At 62.0% G+C, this 25,226-nt stretch carries 19 protein-coding genes, 1 tRNA gene and 1 pseudogene; 14 read left to right on the top strand and 7 right to left on the bottom strand.

The window, feature by feature from the left end; all coding sequences use genetic code 11:
- The first annotated feature begins 59 nt into the window (after positions 1–59).
- The gene (gene dnaG, locus VSR34_RS07620; protein ID WP_028211030.1) at positions 60–1,934 is read left to right on the top strand and encodes a DNA primase; all 1,875 of its coding nucleotides are present in this window, start codon (positions 60–62) and stop codon (positions 1,932–1,934) included.
- Positions 1,935–2,045: 111 nt separating this feature from the next.
- Here the strand turns inward: dnaG and VSR34_RS07615 are convergent, their stop codons facing one another.
- The gene (locus VSR34_RS07615; RefSeq protein WP_342962245.1) at positions 2,046–2,180 is read right to left on the bottom strand and encodes a hypothetical protein; all 135 of its coding nucleotides are present in this window, start codon (positions 2,178–2,180) and stop codon (positions 2,046–2,048) included.
- Positions 2,181–2,223: 43 nt separating this feature from the next.
- On the opposite strand from VSR34_RS07615, the gene rpoD reads away from it, so the two are divergent.
- The 5 genes from rpoD (at position 2,224) to iolB (ending at position 8,739) form a co-directional block, all read left to right on the top strand.
- Positions 2,224–4,479 carry an RNA polymerase sigma factor RpoD gene (gene rpoD, locus VSR34_RS07610; protein ID WP_238327712.1) on the top strand — a complete coding sequence of 752 codons (2,256 nt, stop codon included), beginning with the start codon at positions 2,224–2,226 and terminating at the stop codon, positions 4,477–4,479.
- A gap of 171 nt (positions 4,480–4,650) precedes the next feature.
- Positions 4,651–4,738: transfer RNA gene (locus VSR34_RS07605), tRNA-Ile, on the top strand.
- A 583-nt stretch (positions 4,739–5,321) separates the two neighbouring features.
- On the top strand, positions 5,322–6,374 hold the full coding sequence (gene uxuA, locus VSR34_RS07600) for a mannonate dehydratase (protein ID WP_028211027.1): 1,053 nt from the start codon (positions 5,322–5,324) through the stop codon (positions 6,372–6,374).
- Complete coding sequence (locus VSR34_RS07595) at positions 6,361–7,896, top strand: mannitol dehydrogenase family protein (protein ID WP_342962244.1); 1,536 nt, start codon at positions 6,361–6,363, stop codon at positions 7,894–7,896. The genes uxuA and VSR34_RS07595 overlap by 14 nt, the downstream gene beginning before the upstream one ends.
- A 12-nt stretch (positions 7,897–7,908) precedes the next feature.
- Positions 7,909–8,739 (top strand): 5-deoxy-glucuronate isomerase, encoded by an 831-nt coding sequence (iolB, locus tag VSR34_RS07590; RefSeq protein ID WP_342962243.1) that lies wholly within the window; start codon positions 7,909–7,911, stop codon positions 8,737–8,739.
- Between the two features lie 16 nt (positions 8,740–8,755).
- Here the strand turns inward: iolB and VSR34_RS07585 are convergent, their stop codons facing one another.
- Entirely contained in the window at positions 8,756–9,751 is a 996-nt protein-coding gene (locus VSR34_RS07585; protein ID WP_342962242.1) for a LysR substrate-binding domain-containing protein, read from the bottom strand.
- A gap of 184 nt (positions 9,752–9,935) precedes the next feature.
- Between VSR34_RS07585 and VSR34_RS07580 the strand changes: the two genes are divergently transcribed.
- Both VSR34_RS07580 and VSR34_RS07575 read left to right on the top strand, forming a co-directional pair.
- The gene (locus tag VSR34_RS07580) at positions 9,936–11,102 is read left to right on the top strand and encodes a Xaa-Pro peptidase family protein (RefSeq protein WP_342962241.1); all 1,167 of its coding nucleotides are present in this window, start codon (positions 9,936–9,938) and stop codon (positions 11,100–11,102) included.
- Between the two features lie 89 nt (positions 11,103–11,191).
- Entirely contained in the window at positions 11,192–12,577 is a 1,386-nt protein-coding gene (locus VSR34_RS07575; protein WP_342962240.1) for an MFS transporter, read from the top strand.
- 304 nt (positions 12,578–12,881) lie between these two features.
- On the opposite strand, the gene VSR34_RS07570 is transcribed toward VSR34_RS07575, so the two are convergent.
- The gene (locus VSR34_RS07570; RefSeq protein ID WP_051390837.1) at positions 12,882–14,192 is read right to left on the bottom strand and encodes an MFS transporter; all 1,311 of its coding nucleotides are present in this window, start codon (positions 14,190–14,192) and stop codon (positions 12,882–12,884) included.
- Between the two features lie 232 nt (positions 14,193–14,424).
- On the opposite strand from VSR34_RS07570, the gene VSR34_RS07565 reads away from it, so the two are divergent.
- From VSR34_RS07565 to VSR34_RS07540, 6 genes are all read left to right on the top strand, one after another.
- Complete coding sequence (locus VSR34_RS07565) at positions 14,425–15,270, top strand: phytanoyl-CoA dioxygenase family protein (protein WP_051390836.1); 846 nt, start codon at positions 14,425–14,427, stop codon at positions 15,268–15,270.
- 1 nt (position 15,271) lies between these two features.
- On the top strand, positions 15,272–16,711 hold the full coding sequence (locus VSR34_RS07560) for an aldehyde dehydrogenase family protein (protein WP_342962239.1): 1,440 nt from the start codon (positions 15,272–15,274) through the stop codon (positions 16,709–16,711).
- A gap of 78 nt (positions 16,712–16,789) precedes the next feature.
- Positions 16,790–17,704: a LysR family transcriptional regulator gene (locus tag VSR34_RS07555; RefSeq protein ID WP_342962238.1), complete on the top strand. Its 915-nt coding sequence runs from the start codon at positions 16,790–16,792 to the stop codon at positions 17,702–17,704.
- Positions 17,705–17,728: 24 nt separating this feature from the next.
- A complete protein-coding gene (locus VSR34_RS07550) occupies positions 17,729–18,676 on the top strand; it encodes a D-2-hydroxyacid dehydrogenase (protein WP_342962237.1) in 948 nt (315 codons plus the stop codon).
- A gap of 182 nt (positions 18,677–18,858) precedes the next feature.
- Positions 18,859–20,022, top strand: coding sequence for a CaiB/BaiF CoA-transferase family protein (locus VSR34_RS07545; RefSeq protein ID WP_342962236.1), 1,164 nt, complete (start codon positions 18,859–18,861; stop codon positions 20,020–20,022).
- Positions 20,023–20,055: 33 nt separating this feature from the next.
- The gene (locus VSR34_RS07540; protein ID WP_342962235.1) at positions 20,056–20,988 is read left to right on the top strand and encodes a CoA ester lyase; all 933 of its coding nucleotides are present in this window, start codon (positions 20,056–20,058) and stop codon (positions 20,986–20,988) included.
- Positions 20,989–21,154: 166 nt separating this feature from the next.
- Here VSR34_RS07540 and VSR34_RS07535 read toward each other — a convergent pair whose 3' ends face one another.
- From VSR34_RS07535 to VSR34_RS07520, 4 genes and pseudogenes are all read right to left on the bottom strand, one after another.
- Positions 21,155–23,806 carry an excinuclease ABC subunit UvrA gene (locus VSR34_RS07535; RefSeq protein WP_342962234.1) on the bottom strand — a complete coding sequence of 884 codons (2,652 nt, stop codon included), beginning with the start codon at positions 23,804–23,806 and terminating at the stop codon, positions 21,155–21,157.
- Positions 23,807–23,836: 30 nt separating this feature from the next.
- On the bottom strand, positions 23,837–24,139 hold the full coding sequence (locus tag VSR34_RS07530; RefSeq protein ID WP_028211015.1) for an antibiotic biosynthesis monooxygenase: 303 nt from the start codon (positions 24,137–24,139) through the stop codon (positions 23,837–23,839).
- 67 nt (positions 24,140–24,206) lie between these two features.
- Positions 24,207–24,443, bottom strand: a complete 237-nt coding sequence (locus tag VSR34_RS07525; protein ID WP_342962233.1) for a hypothetical protein — start codon at positions 24,441–24,443, stop codon at positions 24,207–24,209.
- Between the two features lie 53 nt (positions 24,444–24,496).
- Positions 24,497–25,060, bottom strand: a pseudogene (locus VSR34_RS07520) (zinc-binding alcohol dehydrogenase family protein); the annotation flags it as partial.
- Positions 25,061–25,226: the final 166 nt, after the last annotated feature.

Raw genomic sequence — 25,226 nt, 5'->3', positions numbered from 1 at the left:
GCCCGTACACAACGTACACGGGCCGTGCGAGCCCCGGCCGCCCGAGCGCGTCTGCCTCGATGATTCCGCATTCGTTTTTGCAGGACCTGCTGAACCGCGTCGATATCGTCGACGTGGTGGGTCGCTACGTGCAGCTCAAAAAGGGCGGCGCGAACTTCATGGGGCTGTGCCCGTTCCACAACGAGAAAAGCCCCTCCTTCACCGTTAGTCCAACCAAGCAGTTCTATCATTGCTTCGGCTGTGGGGCGCATGGCACCGCCATTGGCTTCCTCATGGAGCACGCGGGGCTGACCTTCCCGGAAGCCGTGAACCAGCTGGCCCAGTCGGTCGGCCTGAGCGTGCCGCAAGAGCCGTCGCCCATGCGTGGGGCCGGGGCTGGGGCACCGGGCGGCTACGCGCCAACCGCCTCGAAAGCGGTCACGACCGCGCTTTCCGAGGTGATGCAGACCGCCTGCGACTACTACCGCAAGCAGTTGCGCAGCGCACCCAACGCCATCCAGTACCTCAAGAAGCGCGGCCTCACAGGCGAAATCGCCGCGCGCTTCGGCCTCGGCTATGCGCCCGATGGGTGGCAGAACCTCGAAACCGCGTTTGCCAACTATCGCGACGACGCGCTGGTCGAAGCGGGTCTCGTCATCGTCAGTGAAAAGCAGGACGCGCAAGGCGAGTCGCGCCGCTATGACCGCTTCCGCGACCGCGTGATGTTCCCGATCCGCAACGTAAAGGGGCAGGTGATCGGCTTTGGCGGCCGCGTGCTCGACAGCGGCGAGCCCAAGTATTTGAATTCCCCGGAAACGCCGCTATTTAACAAGGGCAGCGAACTGTACGGGCTGTTCGAGGCGCGCCTCGCGATCCGGGAACAGCGCTATGTTCTGGTGGTCGAGGGATATATGGACGTCGTCGCGCTCGCCCAACTGGGTTTCCAGAACGCGGTGGCGACGCTCGGCACGGCATGCACGCCGATTCACGTGCAGAAGCTCATGCGTCAGACGGATACCGTCATCTTCAGCTTCGACGGCGATTCGGCGGGCCGGCGTGCCGCGCGGCGCGCGCTCGACGCGTGCCTGCCGCACGCGGCCGACAACCGGACCATCCGGTTCCTGTTCCTGCCCCAGGAGCACGATCCGGACAGCTACGTGCGCGAGTTCGGTGCCGAGGCGTTCTCGGAGCAGGTCGAACGGGCCATGCCGCTGTCCCAGTTCATGCTCAACGAAGTGCTCGCGGACAAGGAGCTGGACCAGCCTGAAGGGCGCGCGCGGGCGCTCTTCGACGCCAAGCCGCTGCTGCAGGCGCTGCCGGCGAACGCGTTGCGCTCGCAGATCATGCATATGTTCGCGGACCGCCTCGACGTGCCGTTCGAGGAAGTGGCCGCGCTGTGCGAAGTCGATGCGCGCATTGCCCAGGCGGCGCGTCAGGCCCCGGCGCGCAAGGACCGGCACCTTGTGACCGGTATCGAACGCAAGGCGCTGCGCAATCTGGTGATGCACCCGCGCATCGTGCTGCAACTCGACGAAGACGCCGAAAAAGCGCTGATCGGACTGACGCGCCACGGCGAGTTGTTCGAGGAAGTGACCACCCACGCCCGGGCGCTGGGCGGGTCGGCGGAATTTCAGCTGCTTTCCGACCTGCTGAGAAATGGGGCCAATGCTCCGACCTTCGAGGAGATTTTTCGCGAAATTCTGGACTATGATGAAAACGTTCGGGATTTGCTGATGAAAAATCCGGAAGATGGCTCCGCGGTGGAGGAGCGTCGCGAGCAGGAGCGGCTCGTGAGCGAAGAATTGGCGGCGGCGATCCTGAAGATGCGGTACGACGCCTGTTGCGAGCGCCTGGACGCGCTTTCGCGGCAGTCGCGGCATACGCCGGAGGAGCTTGCCGAGTTGATGTCACTGAATCAGACACGCGCTGACATGAAGCGTCAGCTCGGTTTGTAGGGAAGGGACCGCACGAAGGGATTATTGCGCTGCGTGGTAAAATAACAAGTTTTCAGCGGTTTTTTTGTTTTTTCCGGGCGGACATAACGGGTTGGGGTAACCCGCGACTGTTCAGTTATCCAGCAAGGGCGGAATGGCAATGGCAAAGACTACAGGCGGAAAAAAGGCGACAGGCAAGGGCTCGACGGAGCCGACCAGCAAGGTCACAAAGGCCACAGTTGCCAGTTCCGCCCGTTCGTCGGGCACTGAGTCCACCAGCCGAACCGAGCCGGGTACCCGGAAGAGGTCGATGGCTGCTTCGGCTGCGCGAGCAGCACCGGCGCGTGCGGCAAAAGCCGCCACCCAGCCGGCAACGAAGCGGTCCGGGTCGAGAAGTGCAAGGGAAGTGCCTGCCGTCGCGGACGATGCGGCAGCGCGCGAGGCTCAAGCATCCACGGTTCAAGAGGCTGTTGTCCAGCAGCCGCGAGTCGAGACTATAGCCGGTACGGCGAACTCCATGACGAAAAAGCTGAATGAAGTACCCGTCGATGACGACGCAAACCAGAGCGAAGACAGCACGCCCGCCGCGGGCAAGGGGGAGAAGACCTCCCGTGCGCGTGACCGGCGAGCGAAGGAAAAGGCGCTGCTGAAGGACGCGTTCGCGTCGTCGCAGCCCGGCACCGCCGAGGAACTCGAAGAGCGCCGCACGAAACTGCGCGCGCTCATCAAGCTCGGCAAGGAGCGCGGCTTCCTCACGTATGCGGAAATCAACGATCACCTTCCGGACAACTTCACGGAAACCGAGGCGATCGAAGGCATCATCAGCACGTTCAACGACATGGGCGTGGCCGTCTACGAGCAGGCGCCCGACGCCGAGACGCTGCTGCTCAACGACAACGCGCCCAACGCTTCGTCGGATGACGAAGTCGAAGAGGAAGCCGAAGTCGCGCTCTCGACCGTCGACTCCGAATTCGGCCGCACGACCGACCCGGTGCGCATGTACATGCGCGAAATGGGCACGGTCGAGCTGCTCACGCGCGAAGGTGAAATCGAAATCGCCAAGCGCATCGAAGACGGCCTCAAGCACATGGTCATGGCGATCTCCGCTTGCCCGACCACCATTGCCGACATTCTCGCCATGGCCGAACGCGTGGCCAACGACGAGATTCGCGTGGACGAACTCGTGGACGGCCTGATCGATCCGAACGCCGAAGACACCGACGGCTTCAATGCCAAGGAAGCCGAAGAGATCGAGAACGAGAGCGAAGAGGACGAAGAGGAAGAGGAAGAAGAAGAGGAGGAGGAAGAGGACGACGGCGCGGCGCAGGCGACGGCCAACGCGGCGCAGCTCGAAGCCCTCAAGCGTGCGTCGCTCGACAAGTTCGCGCTCATCAGCGAATGGTTCGACAAGATGCGCCGCGCGTTCGAGAAGGAAGGCTACAAGTCGAAGTCCTACCTCAAGGCGCAGGAAACCATCCAGAACGAGCTGATGTCGATCCGCTTCACGGCGCGTACCGTCGAGCGCCTGTGCGACACGCTGCGTGCCCAGGTGGACGAAGTGCGCCAGGTCGAACGCCAGATCCTGCACACGGTCGTGGACAAGTGCGGCATGCCGCGCTCGGAATTCATCGCGCGTTTCCCGGGCAATGAAACCGATCTCGAGTGGTCGGAGAAGATCGTCGCCGAGAGCCATGCCTACAGCGGCATCCTCTCGCGCAATATTCCTGCGATCCGTGAACAGCAACAGCGCCTGCTCGACCTGCAGGCGCGCGTGGTGCTGCCGCTCAAGGACCTGAAGGAAACCAACCGCCAGATGGCGGCCGGCGAACTGAAGGCGCGCCAGGCGAAGCGCGAGATGACCGAGGCGAACCTGCGTCTCGTGATCTCGATCGCGAAGAAGTACACGAACCGCGGTTTGCAGTTCCTCGACCTGATCCAGGAAGGCAACATCGGTTTGATGAAGGCGGTGGACAAGTTCGAATATCGCCGCGGCTACAAGTTCTCGACCTACGCGACGTGGTGGATCCGCCAGGCCATCACGCGCTCCATCGCGGACCAGGCGCGCACGATCCGCATTCCGGTTCACATGATCGAGACGATCAACAAGATGAACCGCATCTCGCGGCAGATCCTGCAGGAAACCGGTCTCGAGCCGGATCCGGCAACGCTCGCCGAGAAGATGGAGATGCCGGAGGACAAGATCCGCAAGATCATGAAGATCGCGAAGGAACCGATCTCGATGGAAACGCCGATCGGCGACGACGACGATTCGCATCTGGGCGACTTCATCGAGGACAACAACACGGTGGCGCCGGCCGATGCCGCGCTGCATGCCTCGATGCGCGATGTCGTGAAAGACGTGCTCGATTCGCTCACGCCGCGCGAGGCGAAAGTGTTGCGCATGCGCTTCGGCATCGAGATGAGCACCGATCACACGCTCGAAGAAGTGGGCAAGCAGTTTGACGTCACGCGTGAGCGGATTCGCCAGATCGAAGCGAAGGCGCTGCGCAAGCTGCGCCACCCGAGCCGCTCGGACAAGCTCAAGTCGTTCCTCGAAGGGAATTGAGGTTGGTTAGTTTTAATGCACGGAAGTCGCGTGCACGATGGCCAGGCTGGCCCGGTTTCGTGTAGTATGTCGGCCTGTCATCGAAAAGCCCGGCCTTTGGGTAGACCGGGCTTTTTTGTTGATGCTGGGTTGTTGCAGGTCTTTTGTTCTCGCTACGCTTCGTAGCTTCGTGGGCCGGACGCCGTGTTGGTTGCAGGCAGCGGACTCATAATCCGCCTCCGAAAGGACATCGTGGGTTCGAATCCCACCCGGCCCACCAGAATAAAGCTTTTTGCTTCAAGCGTTTAGGCTCAGCGCCAACTGCCTTTAACGCTACTGCGCCCAAAGAATCCGCCGGGCACTGTGCCCAGAGTGTGCCTCACTCTGGGCTCTTCACTTCACCACAGCGAGCCGTGGCCCGCTTTCTTCACTGCCCATCAGCACTGCGTCAGCGTGCGGTTTCAGATGGTCAGGCGCGAGATGCGCATCCCGCAGCACCATCTCGTAGCTCGCTTAGGAATCCTTACATTTGTTCGCCCCGGCGAGCTCCGCAAGGCTGAATGGGCCGACTAACGCGTGGGCGCGACCTCCGGGAACTTCGACGACTGCCTTGAGGACGCCGCAATTTGAGGTATTCCATAATCATATAGATACAGCCTTATTCTTCATTATAAAGGCATGGCAATCGTCGTTAGTATGCAGAGACCTGGCTGCGCCCCCGCATGGACCCCGACAGGCGCTCGGCGTCCATACGCCGCGTCGCCGCGCAGGGGCCAACGCGGAAAGGCCGAACCAACCGTTCACTGATACGCAGCGTCGTTGAAGGCGCAGCGAGCCTGTGAGGAGGAGACTCGAACGTGAAAATGACCTTTCGCTGGTATGGCGACACCGACCCCGTGCCGCTCGCTTACATCCGTCAGATCCCTGGCATGGTCGGGGTCGTCTCGGCGATCTATGACGTGCCTGTGGGCGAGGTGTGGCCGATCGACAGGATCCTGTCGCTGAAGGAGAAGATAGAGGCTCACGGCCTGACGCTGGAAGTGATCGAAAGCGTGCCGGTGCACGAGGACATCAAGCTCGGCAAACCGACGCGCGACACGCTCATCTCCAACTACGGCCAGACGCTGCTTAACCTCGGCGCCTGCGGTGTGAAGGTGGTCTGCTACAACTTCATGCCGGTTTTCGACTGGACCCGCACCTCGCTGGAAATGCCCCTGCCTGATGGATCGACGACGCTCGCGTTCGACACGCAAGCGATCCGCGAACTCGACGTCAGCCATGGTATCCAGCTGCCCGGCTGGGACGCGAGCTATCGGCCCGAGCAATTGAAAGCCCTGTTGCGCGACTACGAAGCGCTTGACGAAGCCGGTCTCTGGGCCAATCTCGACTACTTCCTGCGCGCGACGATTCCGGTGGCCAAAGAAGCCGGGATCAAGATGGCGATCCACCCCGACGATCCGCCGCGGCCGATTTTCGGGCTGCCGCGCATCGTGAAGAATCGTGCGGACCTGCAGCGCGTGCTGGCTATCGTCGACGATCCGGCCAACGGCCTGACGCTGTGTTCGGGGTCGCTGGGCGCGGACCTGCAGAACGATATTCCGGCTCTGGTGCGCGAGTTTGGCGCGCGTGGCCGGATTCATTTTGCACACCTGCGTAACGTGCAAACCAATGCGGCGGGCGATTTTCATGAGACCTCGCATCGCTCGGCCGACGGCTCGCTCGACATGGCGGATATCGTCAAGGCCTATTTCGAAACCGGCTTTGAAGGCTATGCAAGGCCGGACCATGGGCGAATGATCTGGGGCGAAACGGGCCGCGCCGGCTATGGGCTGTTCGACCGCGCGCTGGGTGCGGTCTACCTGAACGGCATCTGGGAAGGCCTCGCCAAACATCCGGCCGATCATGCGGCTGAGTAACGCCGCCTTGCCTTCACTGGTGGCGAGCGCTGCTGGCGAAGTCGTCGTTCCCGGCTACGATCGCGCGAGCCTCGCACCGGGCATTGTCCATCTGGGCCTCGGGGCGTTTCATCGCGCGCACCAAGCCGTGTACACGGAGCACACGTTGCGCGCTGGCGATCACCGCTGGGGCATCGTCGGCGTGTCGTTGCGACATGCGGACACGTCGGAGGCGCTCACTCCGCAGGATCATTTGTATGCCGTAGATGTGCGCGACGGCACCGCGCAGTCGTTCCAGGTAGTCGGTGCGCTGATCGCCTCGCTGGTCGCGCCACAGTCGCCCGCCGCCGTGCTCGATGCGATGACCGATCCGCGCTGCCATATCGTCAGCCTGACGATCACAGAGAAAGGATATTGCCGCAGTCCGGCCAGCGGCGCGTTGCAATTCGATCATCCCGACATCGCCCATGATCTGCGCGAGGCCGCCGCGCCGCGTAGCGCGATCGGCTTCGTCGTGCGTGCGATGGCGCTGCGCCGCGCGGCCGGTCAGGGCCCGTTTACCGTGCTGTCGTGCGACAACCTGCCGTCCAACGGCGATACGATGCGCGCATTGACGCTGGCGTTCGCGCGCCAATCGGATCCTGTGCTGGCCGACTGGATCGAGCGGGAGGGCGCATTTCCCAATACCATGGTGGATCGAATCGTGCCGCTTACCACCGAGGCCGATCGCGCGCGCGTAGCGAAGCAACTCGGCGCCGACGATGCGTGGCCGGTAATGACCGAGCCGTTTTCGCAATGGGTGATCGAGGACCGCTTCGCGGGACCGCGGCCGGCGTGGGAGCGCGCAGGCGCGACGCTCGTCCTTGACGCGCGTCCCTATGAGCAGGCCAAATTGCGGATGTTGAACGGCACGCATTCGGCGCTCGCGTACCTCGGGTCGCTGATCGGCTATGACACCGTCGATCAGGCGATCGGTGTGCCGGCCGTGCTGAACTTTGTCGAAAGCATGTTGCGCGACGAGGTGGAGCCGACGCTGTCGCGCCCCGCTTTGGCCAGCTATCGCGCTGAACTGTTCACGCGTTTTCGCAACGCCGCGTTAGATCACCGCTTGCAACAAATCGCGACTGACGGCTCGCAGAAACTGCCACCACGCTGGCTGGAAAGCGTGCGCGCCAACTTGAAAAGCGGCGCGCCGACCGAATGTCTTGCCTTTGCGCTGGCCGGCTGGATCGCGTACCTCAGCGGTCAGGACGAGACAGGGCGCACCTACGCGATCGCGGATCCTCTCGCCGACAGACTGACCGAAGCGGTCCGCGCGACCTTGTACGCAGATGCCATTGATGCGGTACGAACACTGTTCGAAATCGAGTCGATTTTTGGATGCGATCTGCGTGCACAACCGCACTTCGTCGCGCAAGTCGCACGCCATCTGGCGGCGATTCGCGCACAAGGCGCCGTCAAAGCCATGGACGCTTGTTCCGCCTCAGGCCATGCACGTAGCCGCCGCGAACGCCCCATTCCGGCGGGTAGTGGTACTAAATAACTGGAGGAAGACATGAGCGAACTGCTCGTCAAACCGTCAAAACATGGCGAAGATGGCCATATCATCCATGTCACGCCGGCGAGCGCCGGCTGGAAATACGTCGGCTTCGATGTTTTCGACCTGAAGGTCGGCGCCACGGTCACGCAGGATACAGGCAATCGCGAAGTCGTGATCGTAATCGTCAAGGGTCACGCGATGGTCGGTTGCGAAGGGCTGGCGAGCCGCGCGATCGGCGCTCGGATGTCGCCGTTCGATGGCGCGCCGTGGTCCATGTATGTGCCACCCCATACGCGCTACACGATCGAGGCCGCGGACGACGTCGAACTCGGCATCTGCTCCGCGCCCGCGAAGGGCGGTCTGCCGCCGCGCTTCATTGCACCTGACGAGGTCAAGCAGGAAACCCGCGGCGCTGGCACCAACCTGCGTCACGTGCGCCACATCCTGCCGGAAACCGAGCCGGCGGAGAGCTTGCTGGTGGTGGAATCGGTGACGCCAGCGGGCAACTGGTCCAGCTACCCGCCCCATCGGCACGATACCGACGATGGCGAGCAGCAGACCTATCTCGAGGAAACCTATTACCACCGCGTGTCGCCGCCGCAGGGCTTCGCGATTCAGCGCGTCTATACCGACGACCGCAGTCTCGACGAAACGCTCGCGGCGTACGACAAGCATGTCGTGCTGGTGCCGCGCGGCTATCACCCGGTTGCCGCCGCGCACGGCTACGACCTCTACTACCTGAATGTGATGGCCGGTCCGCGTCGCACCTGGCATGTACACAACGAGCCGGCGCATGAATGGTTACTACAGCCCGGCGCAAGCGTCGCGGTGGACGGCCCGCGCTGAGTCCCGTCGCGGTAAGTCAGTCGCTGTCGGCGTCGGGGCCTTGGGTATCGAATCCGGCGGCCTCGCGCAGCGCTTGCAGCATCGCCCGTGCACCCGGTGAGAGCCTGTCGCCGCGCCGTGTGACGATGCCGGCCGGTCCGAGCTTCAGATCGAGTTCGAACGGCAGCGGTTCGAGCGCGCCGGCAATGCAATATGGCTGCACCGGGTCGCGCGCAAGCGGCGCGATCATATCGCTCATTTGCAGCAGACTCGTGATGACAGGCAGCGACGAGCTCTCGACCACATCCGTGGGCAACGTGAGCTTCCGTTCGAGAAAAAGTTGCGTGAACTGATTGCGCATCACGTTGCCTTTCGGCGGCAGGATCCACGTTTGCGGCGCCAGTTCGTTCCAGCTGAGCGTCTTGCGCTTGACGAGCGGATGGCCAACGCGTGCGAATAGCCCGTGCTGTGCTTCAGCAAGCGGGGCGTAGTGCAGTTCCACCAGATCGTCTGGATTGCGAATTCGCGCGACGATCATATCCAGCTTGCCTTCCTGCAGACGCTGCACCAGCACCTCGCTGAACTCCATCTCGATGTTGATGCGAATCTGCGGGAAGCGCTTCTTGAGTAGGGCCACGGCCTTCGGGACGAGGTTGGTGGCCGCCGTGATCTCGGTGCCGATCATCGCCTGCCCGGTCAGGCCCGCTTTGAGCGCGGACACTTCGTCGTACGCGTGCCGCAGCTCGGCCAGCACGCTGCGTGCATGGCGGATCAGCACCTCGCCGTACCAGGTGGGCTCGACCCCGCGCGGATGCCGTTCGAACAATGGCACACCCATCGTCTCTTCCAGTTCCCGCAGCAACTTGGTCGCACCGGGTTGGGTCATGTGCGCGGCGTCCGCCGCGCGCAATACCGAGCGATGGGTGTCGAGCTGAACGATCAGGGCCAATTGGCGCGTCTTTAGACGCGTGGGGTCGAAGCGGCCCGTCGCGATGGCCCCGGCGCCGTTGTCCGGATGAATTGTCGAGGTCACGGTCGCCTCCATGTATTCCGTATCGATATAGGTTTCGCGTTATTTTTCATTATAAAAGCATATCGATCGATTCTACGATGCAGTAGACGCCCTGCATTCCAAGGCGGGCGAATTCCCATCATGGGCATTGAGACCGGCTGCATCCAGCATCCGCGCATGCAGCCGTACAGGAGACGAAGACGCAATGAACATCCGTACCGCAGACATTCCGCCGGAAGGCATCACAACCGACGAGTTCCTCGGCCGCGTCGCCAGGGTCCGCAGCGCACTCGACAAGGCGGGCCTGGTCGGCCTGCTCGCCTTCGGCGATTGCTGGCGTGGCGCGAACATCGGCTACTTTACCGAGTTCCGCCCGCTCGACGGCGTATCGGACATCGCCAACGCGATCCTGCTGCTGCCGGTGGACGGCGACCCCGTGCTGTTCGTGTCGGATCAATGCTTTGATTACGCGACGAGCGTGACCGCCTTCGAGGTGCGCAGCCTGCGTGAAGTCACGCAACAGGTGCAGGCATTTTCGGCACGGTACCGCAGCGGCACGGTCGGCCTCGCCGGCGCCGCCTATATCCCCGCGGACCTGTTGCAGCGCCTGAACGCCGGTCTCGGCGAACTGAAGCTCGAACCGACGATGGTGCTGGCCGAAATCAAGGCGATCAAGAGCGAGGCCGAGGTCGCTCTGATGCGCAAAGCCGCCGCCTTGACCGATTCGGCGATGGCCGCGATTCGCGACGCGCTCGCCGACGGCCGTCCCTACACCGAGCGTGAACTCGCTTTGATCGCTGACCGCGCGATGCTCGCGGGAGGAGCGGACCGGACCGCGTTCGATTCGATGGTGCAATCCGGACCGCGCTCGGCCTATAACCTGGCGCGCCCCACCGACCGCATCCTGCAACCGGGCGACCTCATCATGACTGACATCGGTGCGCGTTATCGTGGCTACGTGGCCGATGGCGGACGCGGTTTCACCTACGGTCCGGCGAATCCCGAGAAGATGGCGATCGTCGCGGCAGCGGCCCGCGCGGTCGAAGCGGGGCTGGCCGCCGCGCGTCCCGGCATGGCGGCCCTCGAACTGAACGCGGTGATCCAGCAGGCGCTGGTGAAATCGAACTACGAGCAATACTCGAGCGAAGCGCGCGGCCACGGCACCGGTCACGGCACCGGCATGGACCCGGAAGAAGAAGCGCCGTGGATCGGGCCGGGCAACAAGACCGTGCTGCAGGAAAACATGGTCTTTACCCTGAAGGCGACGATCACGGTGCCGAACGTCGGCGGTTTGCGCACGGAACGAATCGTGCGGTTAACCTCGGGCGGCGTCGAAACGCTCGACCAGTTTCCGATGGAACTGCACTGGTGAGCCCAGTGAACTGATCGTAACGTGCGGGCGAACCCGCGCCGCCGACACGCAGCAGTTCAAAACATAGATTCCCAGAGAAGGGAGGAGACATGAATACATCGCCCATTTCATCCGGCAACGCGCCGGTCATCAGCCGCTCGGCCGTCAACCGTGTGCTGGTCGCTTCGGTGGTCGGGACCGCCATCGAGTGGTACGACTTTTTTCTCTATGCCACCGCTTCGGCGCTGGTCTTCGCCAAGCTGTTTTTCCCCTCGTTCGATCCGATGGTCGGCACCATCGCGGCGTTCGGCAGTTTTGCGGTCGGCTATCTCGCACGGCCCTTCGGCGCCGTGTTTTTCGGACACTTTGGCGATCGCATCGGACGTAAGGCGACGCTCGTCGCGACGCTGACGATCATGGGCGTCGGCACCTTCGTGATCGGCCTGCTGCCGACTTACGCCTCGATCGGCGTCTGGGCGCCGATCCTGCTGGTCGCGATGCGCTTCCTGCAAGGGCTCGGCGTCGGCGGCGAATGGGGCGGCGCGGTGCTGATGGTGGTCGAAACGGCGCCGGCCAGAAAACGTGGTTTCTTCGGCGCGTTCCCGCAATTGGGCGTGCCGCTCGGGCTGATGCTCTCGACGGCGGTGTTCAAAGCCGTGTCGAGTATGCCGTCAGACGCGTTCTATTCGTGGGGATGGCGCCTGCCGTTCCTGCTGAGCGTCGCGTTGATCGCGATTGGCTTGTTCATCCGCCTGCGCGTCATGGAGTCGCCGGTATTCGAACAGATCAAGGCGAGCAAGCAGGTCGTGAAGGCGCCGCTGATCGAATTGCTGCGCCGGCATCCGAAAGACCTCGTGCTGACGATCGGCACGCGCTTCGCGGTCGACATTACCTTCAACGTGATCAACGTGTTCGTGCTGGTCTATGGCACGACGCGGCTCGGCCTGCCAAAGGGCATGCTGCTGAACGCCATCATTCTCGGCTGCGCCTTCGCGCTGATCACGCTGCCATTGTTCGGCAAACTGTCGGATCTGATTGGACGCCGGACCGTCTTCATGCTCGGCGCGGTGTTCGTGGCGATCTATGGATTCGCGTTCTTTCCGTTGCTTGAGACACGCAATACGACCATGATTTTCGTGGCGTACGTCTGCGGTATCGCGTTGAGCCAGGCGTCGGTGTACGGCGTGCAATCGACGTGGTTTGCGGAACTGTTCGGTACGCGGGTGCGCTATACGGGTGCTTCGCTGCCGTATCAGATCGCCGGCATCATCACATCAGGACCGACGCCGCTGATCGCCACCTATCTGTTCGCGACGTATGGCCAGACGCTGCCCATTTCGATCTATATCGCGGCGACAGGGTTGCTGAGCCTGGTGTGCGCGTTTTTCCTCGCTGAGACTTTCAAGCGGGATCTGTCCGCAGAGCCGGAAGACGAGGCGGCCGCAGCGCCAGGCGCGCGTGCGTCCGCGCACTCGCCGCATCCCCTGTCACGCTGAGCGCAAATCGATCCTGCTGCTATGCCGTCTATGACCTGGTCATTTTCGGCGCTGGAGCGGAAGCAGGCGAGGGGACCGTCGAGTCGCCAACGCGGGTCGAATGGGAGCCTCGTCGGCCCGCGGCGGCCAAGGAGATCAAGGAACTGATCGAGACGCTCTGGATCACGGCTGACCACATACGGCCGGGAATCTGCAAAATTCACCCATGTTCTCTGCGTTGCCCCTTGACTGGACCAACAGGATTGCGTGGCGAGCGAAGTAGCGCGAGGCCTGTTCTGTCGCGAAGGCGGCGTCGCGGCTGCTCTCAACGATCAATCAATCGCGACGGGAAACAGAACACGATCAGGCTGCCAACGATCATGCTCGCAGCAAGGACATACAGCCCGATGCTCGTAGTGCCCGTGTTTTGCTTGATCCACCCGAGCATGTACGGGCTGACGAAGCCGGCCAGGTTGCCGACCGAGTTGACGAGCGCAATGCCCGCAGCGGCCGCCACACCGCCAAGCAACGCAGGCGGCAGATTCCAGAACTGCGAAACGACGGACAGGACACCCATAGTGCCGATCGTCAGTCCGCACACGGCCATCACGGTGCTATGAGGATACTTCGCGGCGAGCCCGAGGCCGATTGCCGCGACGACACCAGGCAGCGCGAGATGCCAACGGCGCTCACGTGTCTGATCCGAATGCCGCCCAACAAGGAACATTGCAATGACAGTCGCGGTGTATGGAATCGCGGTCAGCAAGCCGACCTGTAACGGATCCGTGACGCCGGTGTCCTTGATGATAGTGGGCATCCAGAACAGAACGCCGTATTCGCCCATCAGGATAAAAGCGTACATAACGCACAGGATCCACGTGCGGATGTCGGTGAAAGCGCCCCGCAGCGAATGCACCTGCGCCTCGGGAATCTCGCGTTCCAGATTCGCCGCGAGCAATTGCTTCTCCGCTTCTGTGAGCCATTTGGCGGAGCGGACGTCGTTGCCTAGTACAAAAAACACAGCGATGCCGAGCAGTACCGACGGCATTGCCTCGAGGAGGAACATCATCTGCCATCCGGACCACGCGCTGATATTGCCTGATGAATGCATGATCCAACCGGAAAGCGGGCCGCCGAGCATGCCGGCGAGAGGAATGCCAGCGAGGAATAGCGCAGTGATGCGTCCACGGCGCGACGACGGATACCAGTACGTCAGGTATAGCAGGATGCCAGGGAGAAAGCCGGCTTCAGCTACGCCGAGAAAGAAACGCATCACGTAGAAGGTGGTCGGCGTCTTGACGAAAACCATCGCCGCCGAAATAAGGCCCCACGTAATCATGATCCGGGCGATCCAGATCCTCGCGCCGACCTTGTGCATGACGATGTTGCTAGGCACTTCGAATATCACATAGCCGACAAAGAAGATACCGGCGCCGAGACCATAGACCGTTTCACTGAACTTCAGCTGATCGAGCATCTGGAGCTTGGCGAAACCGACGTTCACGCGGTCGAGATAGCCAGCTGTGTAGCACATGAGCAGAAAGGGGATAAGTCGCCATGACACCTTCGAATAGACACTGCGCTCGTCCGGGGGGGCCTCCACATATGCAATGGCGGCCGGCGTGTTGATTGACATGTCTCGCTCCATGATGAACTGGCAAATGAGTTGGCAGATTTCTCACTGCGCTTTTGTCTGCTCCAGCCGGGCCTGATCGATCTCGGCCCGATGGACAAGCCAAGTATGCAAGAACAGAGGGGCGGGGTCATTCTCAACCTGGCAACGCCGACATCGCGATTGAACAACGAAAGGAGATACCTGCTGTTTTAGACTTGCTTCGTAGGCTGGATTGACTAAACAAGGAGACGAGATGGAATTGACCAGGCAACAGATTGTGGATTACCACCGTGACGGATTCATCGTTATTCCCAACTGCTACAGCAGTGAGGAAGTGCGCGCCCTCAGGGAGGATACCGAGCGTTTGTGCGCGATCGAGGCGGATTCCGTCTTCCGCGAACGCTCGGGTGCGGTACGCTCAATCTTTCGGGTCCACGAAAACGACGGCCCCGTTGCCTCGCCGCAGTATCGGGCGCTGTCGCGCACACCGCGCCTGCTGCGTCCGGTGATGCAAACGCTCGGCAGCGACGAGGTGTATATCGCCCATACCAAGGTAAATACCAAGTCTGCGCTCGAGGGCACAGGCTGGCTTTGGCATCAGGACTTTGGTTATTGGGTGCATGATGGATATCCCGAGCATGACATGCTGACGGCGATGGTCATGCTCAGCGACACACAGGAAATCCATGGCGCGCTGTATATGATTCCAGGCAGCCATAAATTAGGTCTCGTGGACCATTACTACGACGATAGCCAGGCCGCTTACCAGTTGCCGCAACGCGCAGTACAGCGTGATCAGATCAGGAAGATCCTTGAGACGTCTGGCGCGCCGGTGCCGATCGTCGGCAAGGCGGGCACGCTGGTGCTGTTCCACTGCCTCACCATCCACGGCTCCGGTGTGAACATGTCGGCGGAGAACCGCTGGCAGGCATACATCACCTATAACCGCGTTGCGAACCGTCCACGTGCCGTGGAAAAGCCGCGTGGCGACTTCGTGCGTTCGACCAACTGGGTGCCGCTCCAGATCGAAAGCGACGATGGCATTCTCACCGCCGAACCACGCGGGATGGAACGAGAAATCTCGGTACAGGGGAAATAACGTGACGACAGCCCATCATTTCATTGGTAATCAATGGGTGGCTCCCTCGAGCGGCGGCACGATTGCCGTGATCAACCCGTCCACAGGTCTGGAGTTAGCGCGCATCGCTCGTGGCGATGCGGCCGACATCGACGCCGCCGTCAAGGCAGCGCGCAAAGCCTTCGACACCACCTGGCGGCGTGTCGGTCCAGTCGAGCGCGGCCGCATTCTCGCGCGCCTGGGCCAGCTGGTGCTCGACAATCACGAGACGCTGGCGCGCATCGAATCGGAGGACACGGGCAAGCCGCTAAAGCAAGCCGCGGCCGATATCACCGTATGCGCCCGCTACCTGGAATTCTATGCGGGTGCCTGTGACAAGCTGCATGGAGAGACCATTCCTTTTCTGCCTGGACATACGGTGCTTGCCGTTCGCGAGCCGCATGGCGTGACCGGGCATATCATTCCATGGAATTATCCCGCCGCGATGTTCGGACGCAGCGTCGCGGCTTCGCTTGCGGCCGGCAACACAAGCGTGGTGAAGCCGGCCGAAGACGCCTGTCTCTCGTATCTCAAACTGGCCGAGCTTGCAGCCGAAGCGGGGCTACCCGCAGGTGTGCTGAACATCGTAACGGGCTACGGCCGTGAAGCTGGCGTCGCGCTCAGCGAACATCCCGGCATCGCGCATATCTCGTTTACGGGCTCTCCCGCAACGGGCACCGCCGTCGCACAGGCGGCAGCCAGGCACCATTGCCCCGTGACGCTCGAACTCGGCGGGAAGTCTCCGCAAATCGTCTTCGACGACGCCGATCTGGATGCCGCATTACCGGTCATTCGCAATGCCATTGTGCAGAATAGCGGGCAGACGTGTTCCGCCGGTAGCCGCTTGCTGGTGCAGGCTTCGCGTTATGAGGAAGTTGTCGAACGATTGGCGCGCAGCTTTGAAGCGGTTACGGCCGGCCCAGCGGAAGGAAACTACGATTGCGGGCCGTTGATCAACGCAACCCAGCTCGATCGGGTAAAAACCTTCCTTGCCAGGGCCGATGCTGACAAGATCCGCGTTGCCGCGACTGCGAAGCTTGCGCCGGATGCAGCGCCGGGAGGGTACTTTCAGCCGCCTGTGCTTTTGCGCGACGTACCCCACATGCACACGCTTGCCCAGGACGAAGTCTTCGGTCCTGTGTTGGTTGCAATGCCATTTTCGGATGAAGCGGAGGCCGTTCGTCTCGCGAACGACACGGCATTCGGTCTGGTTGCGGGTATCTGGACGCGCGACGGCGGCCGCCAGATGCGTCTGGCTCACGCGTTTCATGGAGGCCAGGTGTTCGTCAATTGCTACGGCGCAGGCGGAGGCATAGAGTTGCCGTTCGGCGGTGTAAAGCAAAGCGGCTATGGTCGCGAGAAGGGGATGGAGGGCCTGTTGAGCTTTACGACCCTGAAGACGATCACTCTTAATCACGGCTGAGGGCACACGTCAGGTGCGCAGGCCTGAATACCGGGACCGTGCCTTGCGCACCCAACTCGCGTTGCCGGAGCAATCTGCATGCGAATTGATCTTGTAACGTTAAATATATTCCTGACTGTTATTGAAGAACGCAATTTCGCGCGGGCCGCCGAGCGTCACTTCATTGCGACTTCCGCCGTCAGTAAGCGGATCAGCGATCTCGAAGACGCGCTCGGGGTGCAATTGCTCGAGCGCCGCAACGTGGGGGTTCGGCCGACGCCTGCCGGACTGGAACTCGTGACGCACGCGAAGGACATGATGCTGGTGATGGCGCGCATGCGCGCGCAGATGAGCGAATTCGGCGACGGCTCCAAGGGCGAAGTCCGTGTGTTCGCAAACAGCACCGCGATTGTCGGTTTTCTTGGCCCGACCATTCGCACCTTCCTCGAAGCCTATCCGCAGATCGATGTTCATCTCGAAGAATGGAGCAGCCCGTTCATCGTTCGTGCGTTGCGCGACGGTCTCGCGGATCTGGGCGTGTTCTGGTCTGGTGTCTCGACGGCTGGACTGACAGTGCATCCGTTCAGACGTTCGAACCTCGTCGTCGTGGTTCCCTTGCAGCATCCGCTGGCGGACCGAAGTGAAGTCTCCTTCGCCGAGACGCTCGATTACGATCTGATTGCCTTCCACGAAGGCAGCCTGATTTTCCGGATGATGCAGTCGTGTGCCGCGGACTTGCAGCGCAAGTTGCGTGTCCGCCTGCAGGTAACGAGCTTCGATGCCATGCGCACCATGGTGCGCGCCGGAATTGGCCTGGCAGTCATGTCTGACGTCACTGTGAAAACGCCGGATGAAAGCTATGGCTACAAGATCGTCCCCTTTAGCGATGAGTGGACGAAGCTTGAGAGCCTGATCGGCTACCGTGACTTCGATGCATTGCCGCGTTGTGCGCAAAATTTCGTTCGCCATCTGCAATCTCCACACCCCGGTCTGATTCAGGGACCGGAGACCTAACCGAACGTTGGGGATCCTACTCACATGAGCCATATTGTTTTTCTGGACAGTGCAACGTTGCCTGTGCCAGTACCTCGTCCCCGGTCATCCGACCGCTGGACAGAGCGCCCCAGTACCCGCGAGCATGAGCTTGTCGATGCGCTGGCAGACGCCGACATTGCCATCACCAACAAGGTTCCGCTTCGGTCTGACACGCTGCGGCAACTTCCGCGGCTCCGGTACATCTGCATTGCGGCCAGCGGTAGTGACAGCGTAGATCTAGCCTGGTGTCGTGAACACGGTATTCAGGTGTCCAATGTGCCTGCGTATGCTGCATTGAGCGTCGCCGAGCATGTAATCGCCTGCATCTTCATGTTGCGGCGGAAAATGCTTTCCTACAGTCAGTTGGCCGCTTCGTCTGCGTGGACCGCGTCGCCGGTATTTTGTGTTCACGGCGCGCCCATTAGCGACATACGCGGTGCAACGCTCGGTCTGATCGGCTTGGGCGCGATCGGCAAGGAGGTTATGCGGATAGCGACAGCACTGGGAATGCGAGTGCTGGCAAGCGAGCGTAAGGGCAGGACTGAAGCGCGGCCAGGCTATACCTTGTTTGACACGGTGATTTCCGCCAGCGACGTGATCTCATTGCATTGCCCTCTATCAGCTGACACTGAAGGTCTGATCGGAGAGCGCGAGTTCTCGATGATGCGTCCCACTGCAGTGCTGATCAATACGGCGCGCGGCGCGCTCATCGACGAGCGCGCGCTTGAGGCCGCGCTTTTCAGGCAAACCATCGCCGGTGCGGCGCTTGACGTGTTGCAGGTTGAACCACCGCACGAGCAGCATCGCTTCGTCACCGGTCAGCCGGACAATCTGTTGCTGACGCCGCACGTGGCATGGGCAAGCTCATCCGCTGTCGAGACGCTTGCGCGTGCGGTTTGCGCCAACGTGGAGAGCTTTCTGGAGCAACGCACCCTGAATCGGGTTGCCTGAAACGATGTACTAGATTCGGCCGTTCGTTCGATCATCGGTGCAAGTCTTCAATCGCGAACGCGGCATTCGGAAATCGATGATTCACAGGCCGCATCGCCTGCGAGAAACTTTCTCGGTGAGTTGGGTGCAATCAATCAGGCAGCCCATTAGACAGTCGTCAACCAACTGAGAAAGCGTCGGATATGAACCTTCCCCTGGATAACATCACGGTGGTTTCGCTCGAACAGGCAATCGCTGCTCCGCTCGCCAGTCGGCATCTTGCCGATTGGGGGGCGCGTGTCATCAAGATTGAACGACCGGGCAGCGGCGATTTTGCCCGCGGATATGACAAGGCGATGCACGGCATGTCGAGTCAGTTTGTTTGGGCAAATCGCTCAAAAGAAAGCTTGGCATTAGACGTGAAGTCAGAGTTCGGGCAGGAGGTACTGGAAGAATTGTTGCCACGCGCGGACGTGTTCATTCAGAATCTCGCGCCTGGCGCCGCGAAGCGACTCGGGCTCGACGCCAGGTCACTCATTGAGCGCTATCCGCGCATCATAGCCTGCGACATCTCGGGCTATGGTTCGACGGGACCGTATGCAAAGAAGAAGGCCTATGACTTGCTGGTTCAATGCGAAACCGGCTTCCTGTCGATCAATGGCACACCCGATGAACAGGTAAAGTGCGGTTTGTCTATCGTCGATATCGCAACCGGCATGTATGCGCTGAATGGCATTTTGCTTGCGCTCTATCGGCGCGAGCGGACAGGCAGGGGCACCGCATTGGAAGTCTCGCTGTTCGATGCTATGGCCGAGTGGATGAGTTACCCTGCGTACTACACACGCGACAGTGGCAAGCCCGTCGAGCGCTCCGGCGCTCGTCACGCAACTATCGCGCCATATGGGCCATTTATCGCGGGCGACGGCAAGACGGTTTTCTTCGGAATCCAGAACGAGCGGGAGTGGCGGAATTTTTGCGAAAAAGTGCTGGGTGATGCGAATATTCGCACCGACCCGCGCTTCGCGTCGAACCCGGATCGCGTGCGCAATCGCGATGCCCTTGAAGCATTGATCAACCAGTACTTCGCCAAATGGACGAGCGCAGAGCTGGGGGATCTTCTCGAACGAGCGGCCATCGCCAATGGCTGCATGAACACAGTCGAAGATTTCCTCGGGCACCCGCAGTTGCACGAACGCGGGCGAGTGGCGTCCATCGGGAGTCCGGAGGGCCCACTTGAGGTGTTTTTGCCGCCGGTCATTATTGACGGACTGTCGCCAGCGATGAAAAGCGTGCCCGATGTAGGCGAGCATACGGACGACATCCTTGGGGAGCTGGGACTGCATCCGTCCCGCCTGCGCATCGCCTGACCGACCCCTGAACCGTACGAGGATCATAGTTCCATGCGTGTTACAAGAACGTTTCTTGCGGTACCGGCCCATCAGCGTCGGATGGTCGAATCGGCGGCCCGCAGTTCGGCGGATGCAGTCTTTCTCGACCTGGAGGATGCCGTGCCGCAAGCTCAAAAGGAGACCGCGCTCCTCGGCGCTATCGCGGCGATCAACGAGCTGGACTGGGGGAAAAAAACTGTAAGCGTGCGCGTCAATATTCCGGCGAGCGCGACCGTCGAAAGAGAGGTGGCGCAGTTGTCGATGTTCGCGCCGCGGCTGGACACGCTTCTCGTTCCAAAGGTTGAGTGTACTGCCGACGTGGACAGCGTTGTCGGACTGATCAACCTGCACAGCAGGCGTGGGAGGGTGCCACTCGGTCTGGAAGTGATGATCGAGACGGCTCTCGGGCTTACGAACTGCGAGCAGATCGCGGGACATTCGGAATTGATCGAGTCACTGCATTTTGGCGTAGGCGACTTTTCGGCATCGATTGGGGCAAAAGGTGTCGATATCGGGCTTTCACATCCAGGCTACCGTCTGACCGCGCGCTCTGCGCAAGGTGATTACTCAAGCACGGCGCTCGATATGTGGGCTTATCCGATGATGCGTATCCTGGTCGCGGCGCGCGCTCACGGCCTGAGAGCAATCGATGGGCCCTGCGGAGCGTTTCATGATCGCGATTTGACGTCGTCACTGGCTATCAAGGCTGCAACAATGGGGTTCGATGGAAAGCAGGTCATTCATCCTTGCCAGATCGATGCGACGCGCCACGCTTTTGTTCCTGGCGACGACGAGCTTTGCCAGGCTGAGCGTGTTGTAGCGGCGCTCATTGAAGCGGAGCGCGACGGACGTGGCGCCGTTCAGATCGATGGCAAACTGGTCGACTATGCGAACATCCGGATGGCGAGACGTGTAATTGCGATGGCGGCAAACGTAGACTTGTAACGGATTCGACGCTGTTGAAATCGGATCCCCCATTCGAAAACCGAGCAGGCCTTCACGCGATCGAATGCCTTTTCCCGAAAGCGTGCTGGCGTCGGCTAAACGCGTGGCAGAAGGCAGGCGTCTGGAACAAGTTGCATGGGCTGCTGCTCGACCGCTGTTTTCATGTTTACGGCAAACGATCGCGCAGATAGGCGGCCGTGCGGCTTTCTGCCACTTTCGCAACTTCACGAGGCGGGCCGCACGCAACCGTCCTTCCGCCGTCGTCGCCCGCGCCAGGTCCGATGTCAATCAGCCAGTCGCTGTGCGCCGCAACACGCATGTCATGCTCGACGACGATCACCGTGTTGCCTGCGTCGACGAGTCCCTGCAACTGCGTCATCAGACGGTCGACGTCGGCGGGGTGGAGGCCTGTCGTCGGCTCGTCAAGGATGTAGAGCGAGTCACCGCGCTGCGCGCGCTGCAGTTCGGTCGCGAGCTTGATGCGCTGCGCTTCGCCGCCCGATAACTCCGTCGCGGGCTGTCCGAGCCGTAAATAACCGAGGCCGATGTCCTGCAGCACTTGCAGCGCGCGCATGACTTGCGCTTCGTCGGCGAAGAAGTCGCAGGCGGCATCGACCGTCAACCCGAGCACCTGCGCGATGTTCTTGCCACGCCATTCGATTTCGAGCGTCGGCGCGTTGTAGCGCGTACCGTGGCAGGTGGAGCAGGGCGCGTACACGCTCGGCAGGAACAGCAGTTCGACGCTGACGAACCCTTCGCCTTCGCACGTCGGGCAGCGGCCTTTCGCGACGTTGAACGAGAAGCGGCCCGCGTCGTAGCGGCGCTTGCGGGCGGCCGGCGTCTCGGCGAAGAGCCTGCGCACCTGATCGAAGAGGCCGGTGTAGGTCGCGAGATTCGAGCGCGGCGTGCGGCCGATCGGCTTCTGGTCAACGCGCACGAGCCGCCGGACCGCCTCCATTCCTTCGACGATGTCGCCGCCCGTGGGCTGTGTATAGGCGGCGAGGAGCGGGTCGAGTTCTTCGTCGGCGTCCGGTGTGATCGTGCGGCCGAGGCGACCCGCGACGAGCTCCGGCAGCGCCTGACTGACGAGGCTCGATTTGCCCGAGCCCGATACGCCGGTCACGGTCGTGAAGCAGCCGAGCGGAAACGCCGCGTCGAGTCCGTGCAGATTGTTGCGCGTGATTTTCGCGAGCCGCAACCAGCCCGAAGGCGTGCGCGGAGCGTGCGCGGCACGCTTGTGCATGCCGAAGAGATGCTTGCGCGTCTGCGACGCTTCGACCTTCGCGAGCCCCGCCGGCGGCCCGCTGTACACCACGTGACCGCCTGCTTCGCCCGCGGCCGGGCCTACATCGACGAGCCAGTCCGCACGTCGCATCATGTTCAGATCGTGCTCGACGACGAAAAGCGAATTGCCCGCCGCCTTCAGCCGCTTGAGCGCCGTGAAAAGCGCTTCGCCGTCGGCAGGATGCAATCCTGCCGACGGCTCGTCTAGCACGTACACGACGCCGAATAGTTGCGAGGCAAGCTGCGTCGCGAGCCGCAAGCGCTGCAATTCGCCCGATGAAAGCGTAGGCGTCGAGCGATCGAGCGCGAGGTAGCCGAGCCCGAGGTCGATCAGCGTCGTGAGGCGCTCGAGCAATTCCTCCGCGATGCGCTGCGCTGCGACGCGCTTCTCGTCCGACATGTTGGGCGTACGCCGCACGTTCGGCGCCGCCTTGTGCGCGGAGCCGCCCGCTGCGACGCGTTTCTCGGTCGCTTCGCGCATCGCCTGCTTGCCAAGGATAGCGCTGTCGCCGTCGATGCCGTGGGTGTGCGCGGGCAGTTCGCCGCGCGCGATCGGGGCGAGCAGGTCGGCGAGGCGCGCGAGCGGCATCTGCGAGAACGCGGCGATGTCGAGTCCGGCGAACGTCACGGACAACGCCTCGCGCTTCAATCGCTTGCCGTGACATGCCGGGCACTCCCGGCCGATCATGTAGCGCGATACGCGTTTCTTCATCAGCGCGCTTTGCGTATTCGCGAACGTGTGCAGCACATAGCGGCGCGCGCCGGTGAACGTGCCCTGATAGCTCGGCTCCATCTTGCGCTTGAGCGCAAGCCGCGTTTCCTCGGGCGTTAAGCCGGCGTAGACGGGCACCGTGGGCGAATCGTCGGTGAAAAGGATCCAATCGCGGTCCTTCTTCGGCAGCTCTCGCCACGGAATATCTACGTCGTAGCCGAGCGTAACGAGGATGTCCCGCAGATTCTGCCCGTGCCAAGCGGGGGGCCACGCAGCGATCGCGCGCTCGCGGATCGTGAGCGTGTCGTCGGGGACCATCGACTTTTCGGTGACTTCGTACACACGTCCGAGCCCGTGGCACGTCGGGCAGGCGCCTTGGACCGTGTTCGGCGAGAAGTCCTCGGCGTAGAGCATCGGCTGCTTCGGCGGATAGCTGCCGGTGCGCGAGTACAGCATGCGCACGAGGCTGGAAAGCGTCGTGACGCTTCCCACCGACGAGCGCGCGCTCGGCGTGCCGCGCTGCTGCTGAAGCGCGACGGCGGGCGGCAGTCCTTCGATCGAATCGAATTCGGGCACGCCGACCTGTTCGATCAGCCGGCGCGCGTAAGGCGCGACCGACTCGAAGTAGCGCCGCTGCGCCTCGGCGTAGAGCGTGCCGAACGCAAGTGACGACTTGCCGGAGCCGGACACGCCTGTGAATACAACGAGCGCATCGCGCGGAATGTCGACGTCGATATTCTTCAGGTTGTGTTCGCGCGCGCCGCGAACGCGCACGAAGCCATCGCGCGCGGTTTCGGGGGAGGGTTTCGGACGGGAGTTCATCCGCCGCGGAAGCGGCAATCCGCAGGCCAGCTAGCCGGGCAGCTTCGCCGCGAGCACGTCGACGTGCGCGATTTCGGGCGGCCTGGCAAGAAGGTCTGCGGCTTTCGCCATCAGCGCCTCGGCGACCTTGCCCGCGAGATGCGCCTGGCGACCGGCTTCGTCGGGAAAAGTATCGAAGATGCCGAACGTGGACGGCCCGAGGCGCAGGCCGAACCACGCGATCGTTGCGGGCTCCGCTTCGACGAGCGGCAATCCGCCCATCAGAAAGGCTTCTACTTCCTGCTCCCTGCCCGGCTTCGCTTCCAGCCGGACGAACAACGCGGTCTTGACCATGACATCGCTCCTGTTGCACGCACTGAGGTGACGGACAAAGATACGTGCTCCGCACCAGGTGTATTGATCATAGTGACGCATGGTTAAGAAAGCGAGGACACTCTGATCGGCAGCCCGATTCGATGCCCAGGATGTGGGGCATGGCCAGGCCGGCGCCATTGCGCGCAAACTTGTAGTCCACCGGGTTGATGCTCGAGGCCGTCACTCGCAGGCGGACTTCGCCCGAGCCGGGCGTGGGGATGAGAACATTTGCGGGCACCAGTGTGTAGTCCGGTCCCGCCTGTTGAAGAAGCAGAGTTTTCATTGTGTAATTCATGCGATGGCAGCTTTGGTTTTCATGGCGCGTTTCTCAAAATCTCAAAAGCCGGACAGCACGATCTTGCCGCGCGCCTTGCCGCTCTCGAGCAAGGCATGGGCGCGGCGCAGATTGGCCGCGTTGATGGTGCCGAAATGGTCCGCCAGCGTCGTGCGCAGCACGCCGGCGTCGACCAGCTCGGCGACCCGGACCAAAATATTGTGCTGCTCGATCATGTCCGGGGTCTGGTACATCGAGCGGGTGTACATCAATTCCCAGTGCAGCGAGAGGCTCTTGGGCTTGAGGATCGGCGCGTCGAGCGACACGGGGTCATCGATCAGCCCCAGCTTGCCCTGCGGCGCCAGCATCTCGGCAATTTCGACCAGGTGCTTGTCAGTGTGGGTCAGGCTCGCCACGTAATCGACCTCGTCGATGCCAAGGCCGCGCAACTGCTCCGGCATCGGCTTCGTGTGGTCGATCACATGGTGCGCACCAAGCTCGCGCACCCACTCCCGTGTTTCCGGCCGCGATGCGGTGGCGACCACGGTCAGGCCGGTCAGCTGGCGCGCCAGCTGGATCAGTATCGAGCCGACGCCGCCGGCGCCCCCAATGACCAGCAGCATCCGGATGAGGCACACTTTGGGCACGCTGGTGAGGCAAGCAATGGCTGAGCAACGGACAGCCCCGGCATACTGGGCGCGAAGGAGCGCAAGAAATAGCAGACGAGGGGTCATGATTGCAGCCGATACGAACTGGAGCGGCGAGGATCGACGCCGCCTGTGATGGCGTCTG

Source organism: Paraburkholderia sp. JHI2823, assembly GCF_038900695.1.
In the GTDB taxonomy this organism is placed as follows: Bacteria; Pseudomonadota; Gammaproteobacteria; order Burkholderiales; family Burkholderiaceae; genus Paraburkholderia; species Paraburkholderia mimosarum.
The sequence above is the reverse complement of the archived record's forward strand: the minus strand, read 5'-3'. Positions and strand labels throughout refer to the sequence as shown.

Excerpts from the sequence above, each read along its gene's own strand:
- dnaG (WP_028211030.1), top strand. The coding sequence starts at position 60 with ATGATTCCGCATTCGTTTTTGCAGGACCTGCTGAACCGCGTCGATATC.
- rpoD (WP_238327712.1), top strand. The coding sequence starts at position 2,224 with ATGGCTGCTTCGGCTGCGCGAGCAGCACCGGCGCGTGCGGCAAAAGCC.
- uxuA (WP_028211027.1), top strand. The coding sequence starts at position 5,322 with ATGACCTTTCGCTGGTATGGCGACACCGACCCCGTGCCGCTCGCTTAC.
- VSR34_RS07595 (WP_342962244.1), top strand. The coding sequence starts at position 6,361 with ATGCGGCTGAGTAACGCCGCCTTGCCTTCACTGGTGGCGAGCGCTGCT.
- iolB (WP_342962243.1), top strand. The coding sequence starts at position 7,909 with ATGAGCGAACTGCTCGTCAAACCGTCAAAACATGGCGAAGATGGCCAT.
- VSR34_RS07580 (WP_342962241.1), top strand. The coding sequence starts at position 9,936 with ATGAACATCCGTACCGCAGACATTCCGCCGGAAGGCATCACAACCGAC.
- VSR34_RS07575 (WP_342962240.1), top strand. The coding sequence starts at position 11,192 with ATGAATACATCGCCCATTTCATCCGGCAACGCGCCGGTCATCAGCCGC.
- VSR34_RS07570 (WP_051390837.1), bottom strand. The coding sequence starts at position 14,192 with ATGTCAATCAACACGCCGGCCGCCATTGCATATGTGGAGGCCCCCCCG.
- VSR34_RS07565 (WP_051390836.1), top strand. The coding sequence starts at position 14,425 with ATGGAATTGACCAGGCAACAGATTGTGGATTACCACCGTGACGGATTC.
- VSR34_RS07555 (WP_342962238.1), top strand. The coding sequence starts at position 16,790 with ATGCGAATTGATCTTGTAACGTTAAATATATTCCTGACTGTTATTGAA.
- VSR34_RS07550 (WP_342962237.1), top strand. The coding sequence starts at position 17,729 with ATGAGCCATATTGTTTTTCTGGACAGTGCAACGTTGCCTGTGCCAGTA.
- VSR34_RS07545 (WP_342962236.1), top strand. The coding sequence starts at position 18,859 with ATGAACCTTCCCCTGGATAACATCACGGTGGTTTCGCTCGAACAGGCA.
- VSR34_RS07540 (WP_342962235.1), top strand. The coding sequence starts at position 20,056 with ATGCGTGTTACAAGAACGTTTCTTGCGGTACCGGCCCATCAGCGTCGG.
- VSR34_RS07535 (WP_342962234.1), bottom strand. The coding sequence starts at position 23,806 with ATGAACTCCCGTCCGAAACCCTCCCCCGAAACCGCGCGCGATGGCTTC.
- VSR34_RS07530 (WP_028211015.1), bottom strand. The coding sequence starts at position 24,139 with ATGGTCAAGACCGCGTTGTTCGTCCGGCTGGAAGCGAAGCCGGGCAGG.
- VSR34_RS07525 (WP_342962233.1), bottom strand. The coding sequence starts at position 24,443 with ATGAAAACTCTGCTTCTTCAACAGGCGGGACCGGACTACACACTGGTG.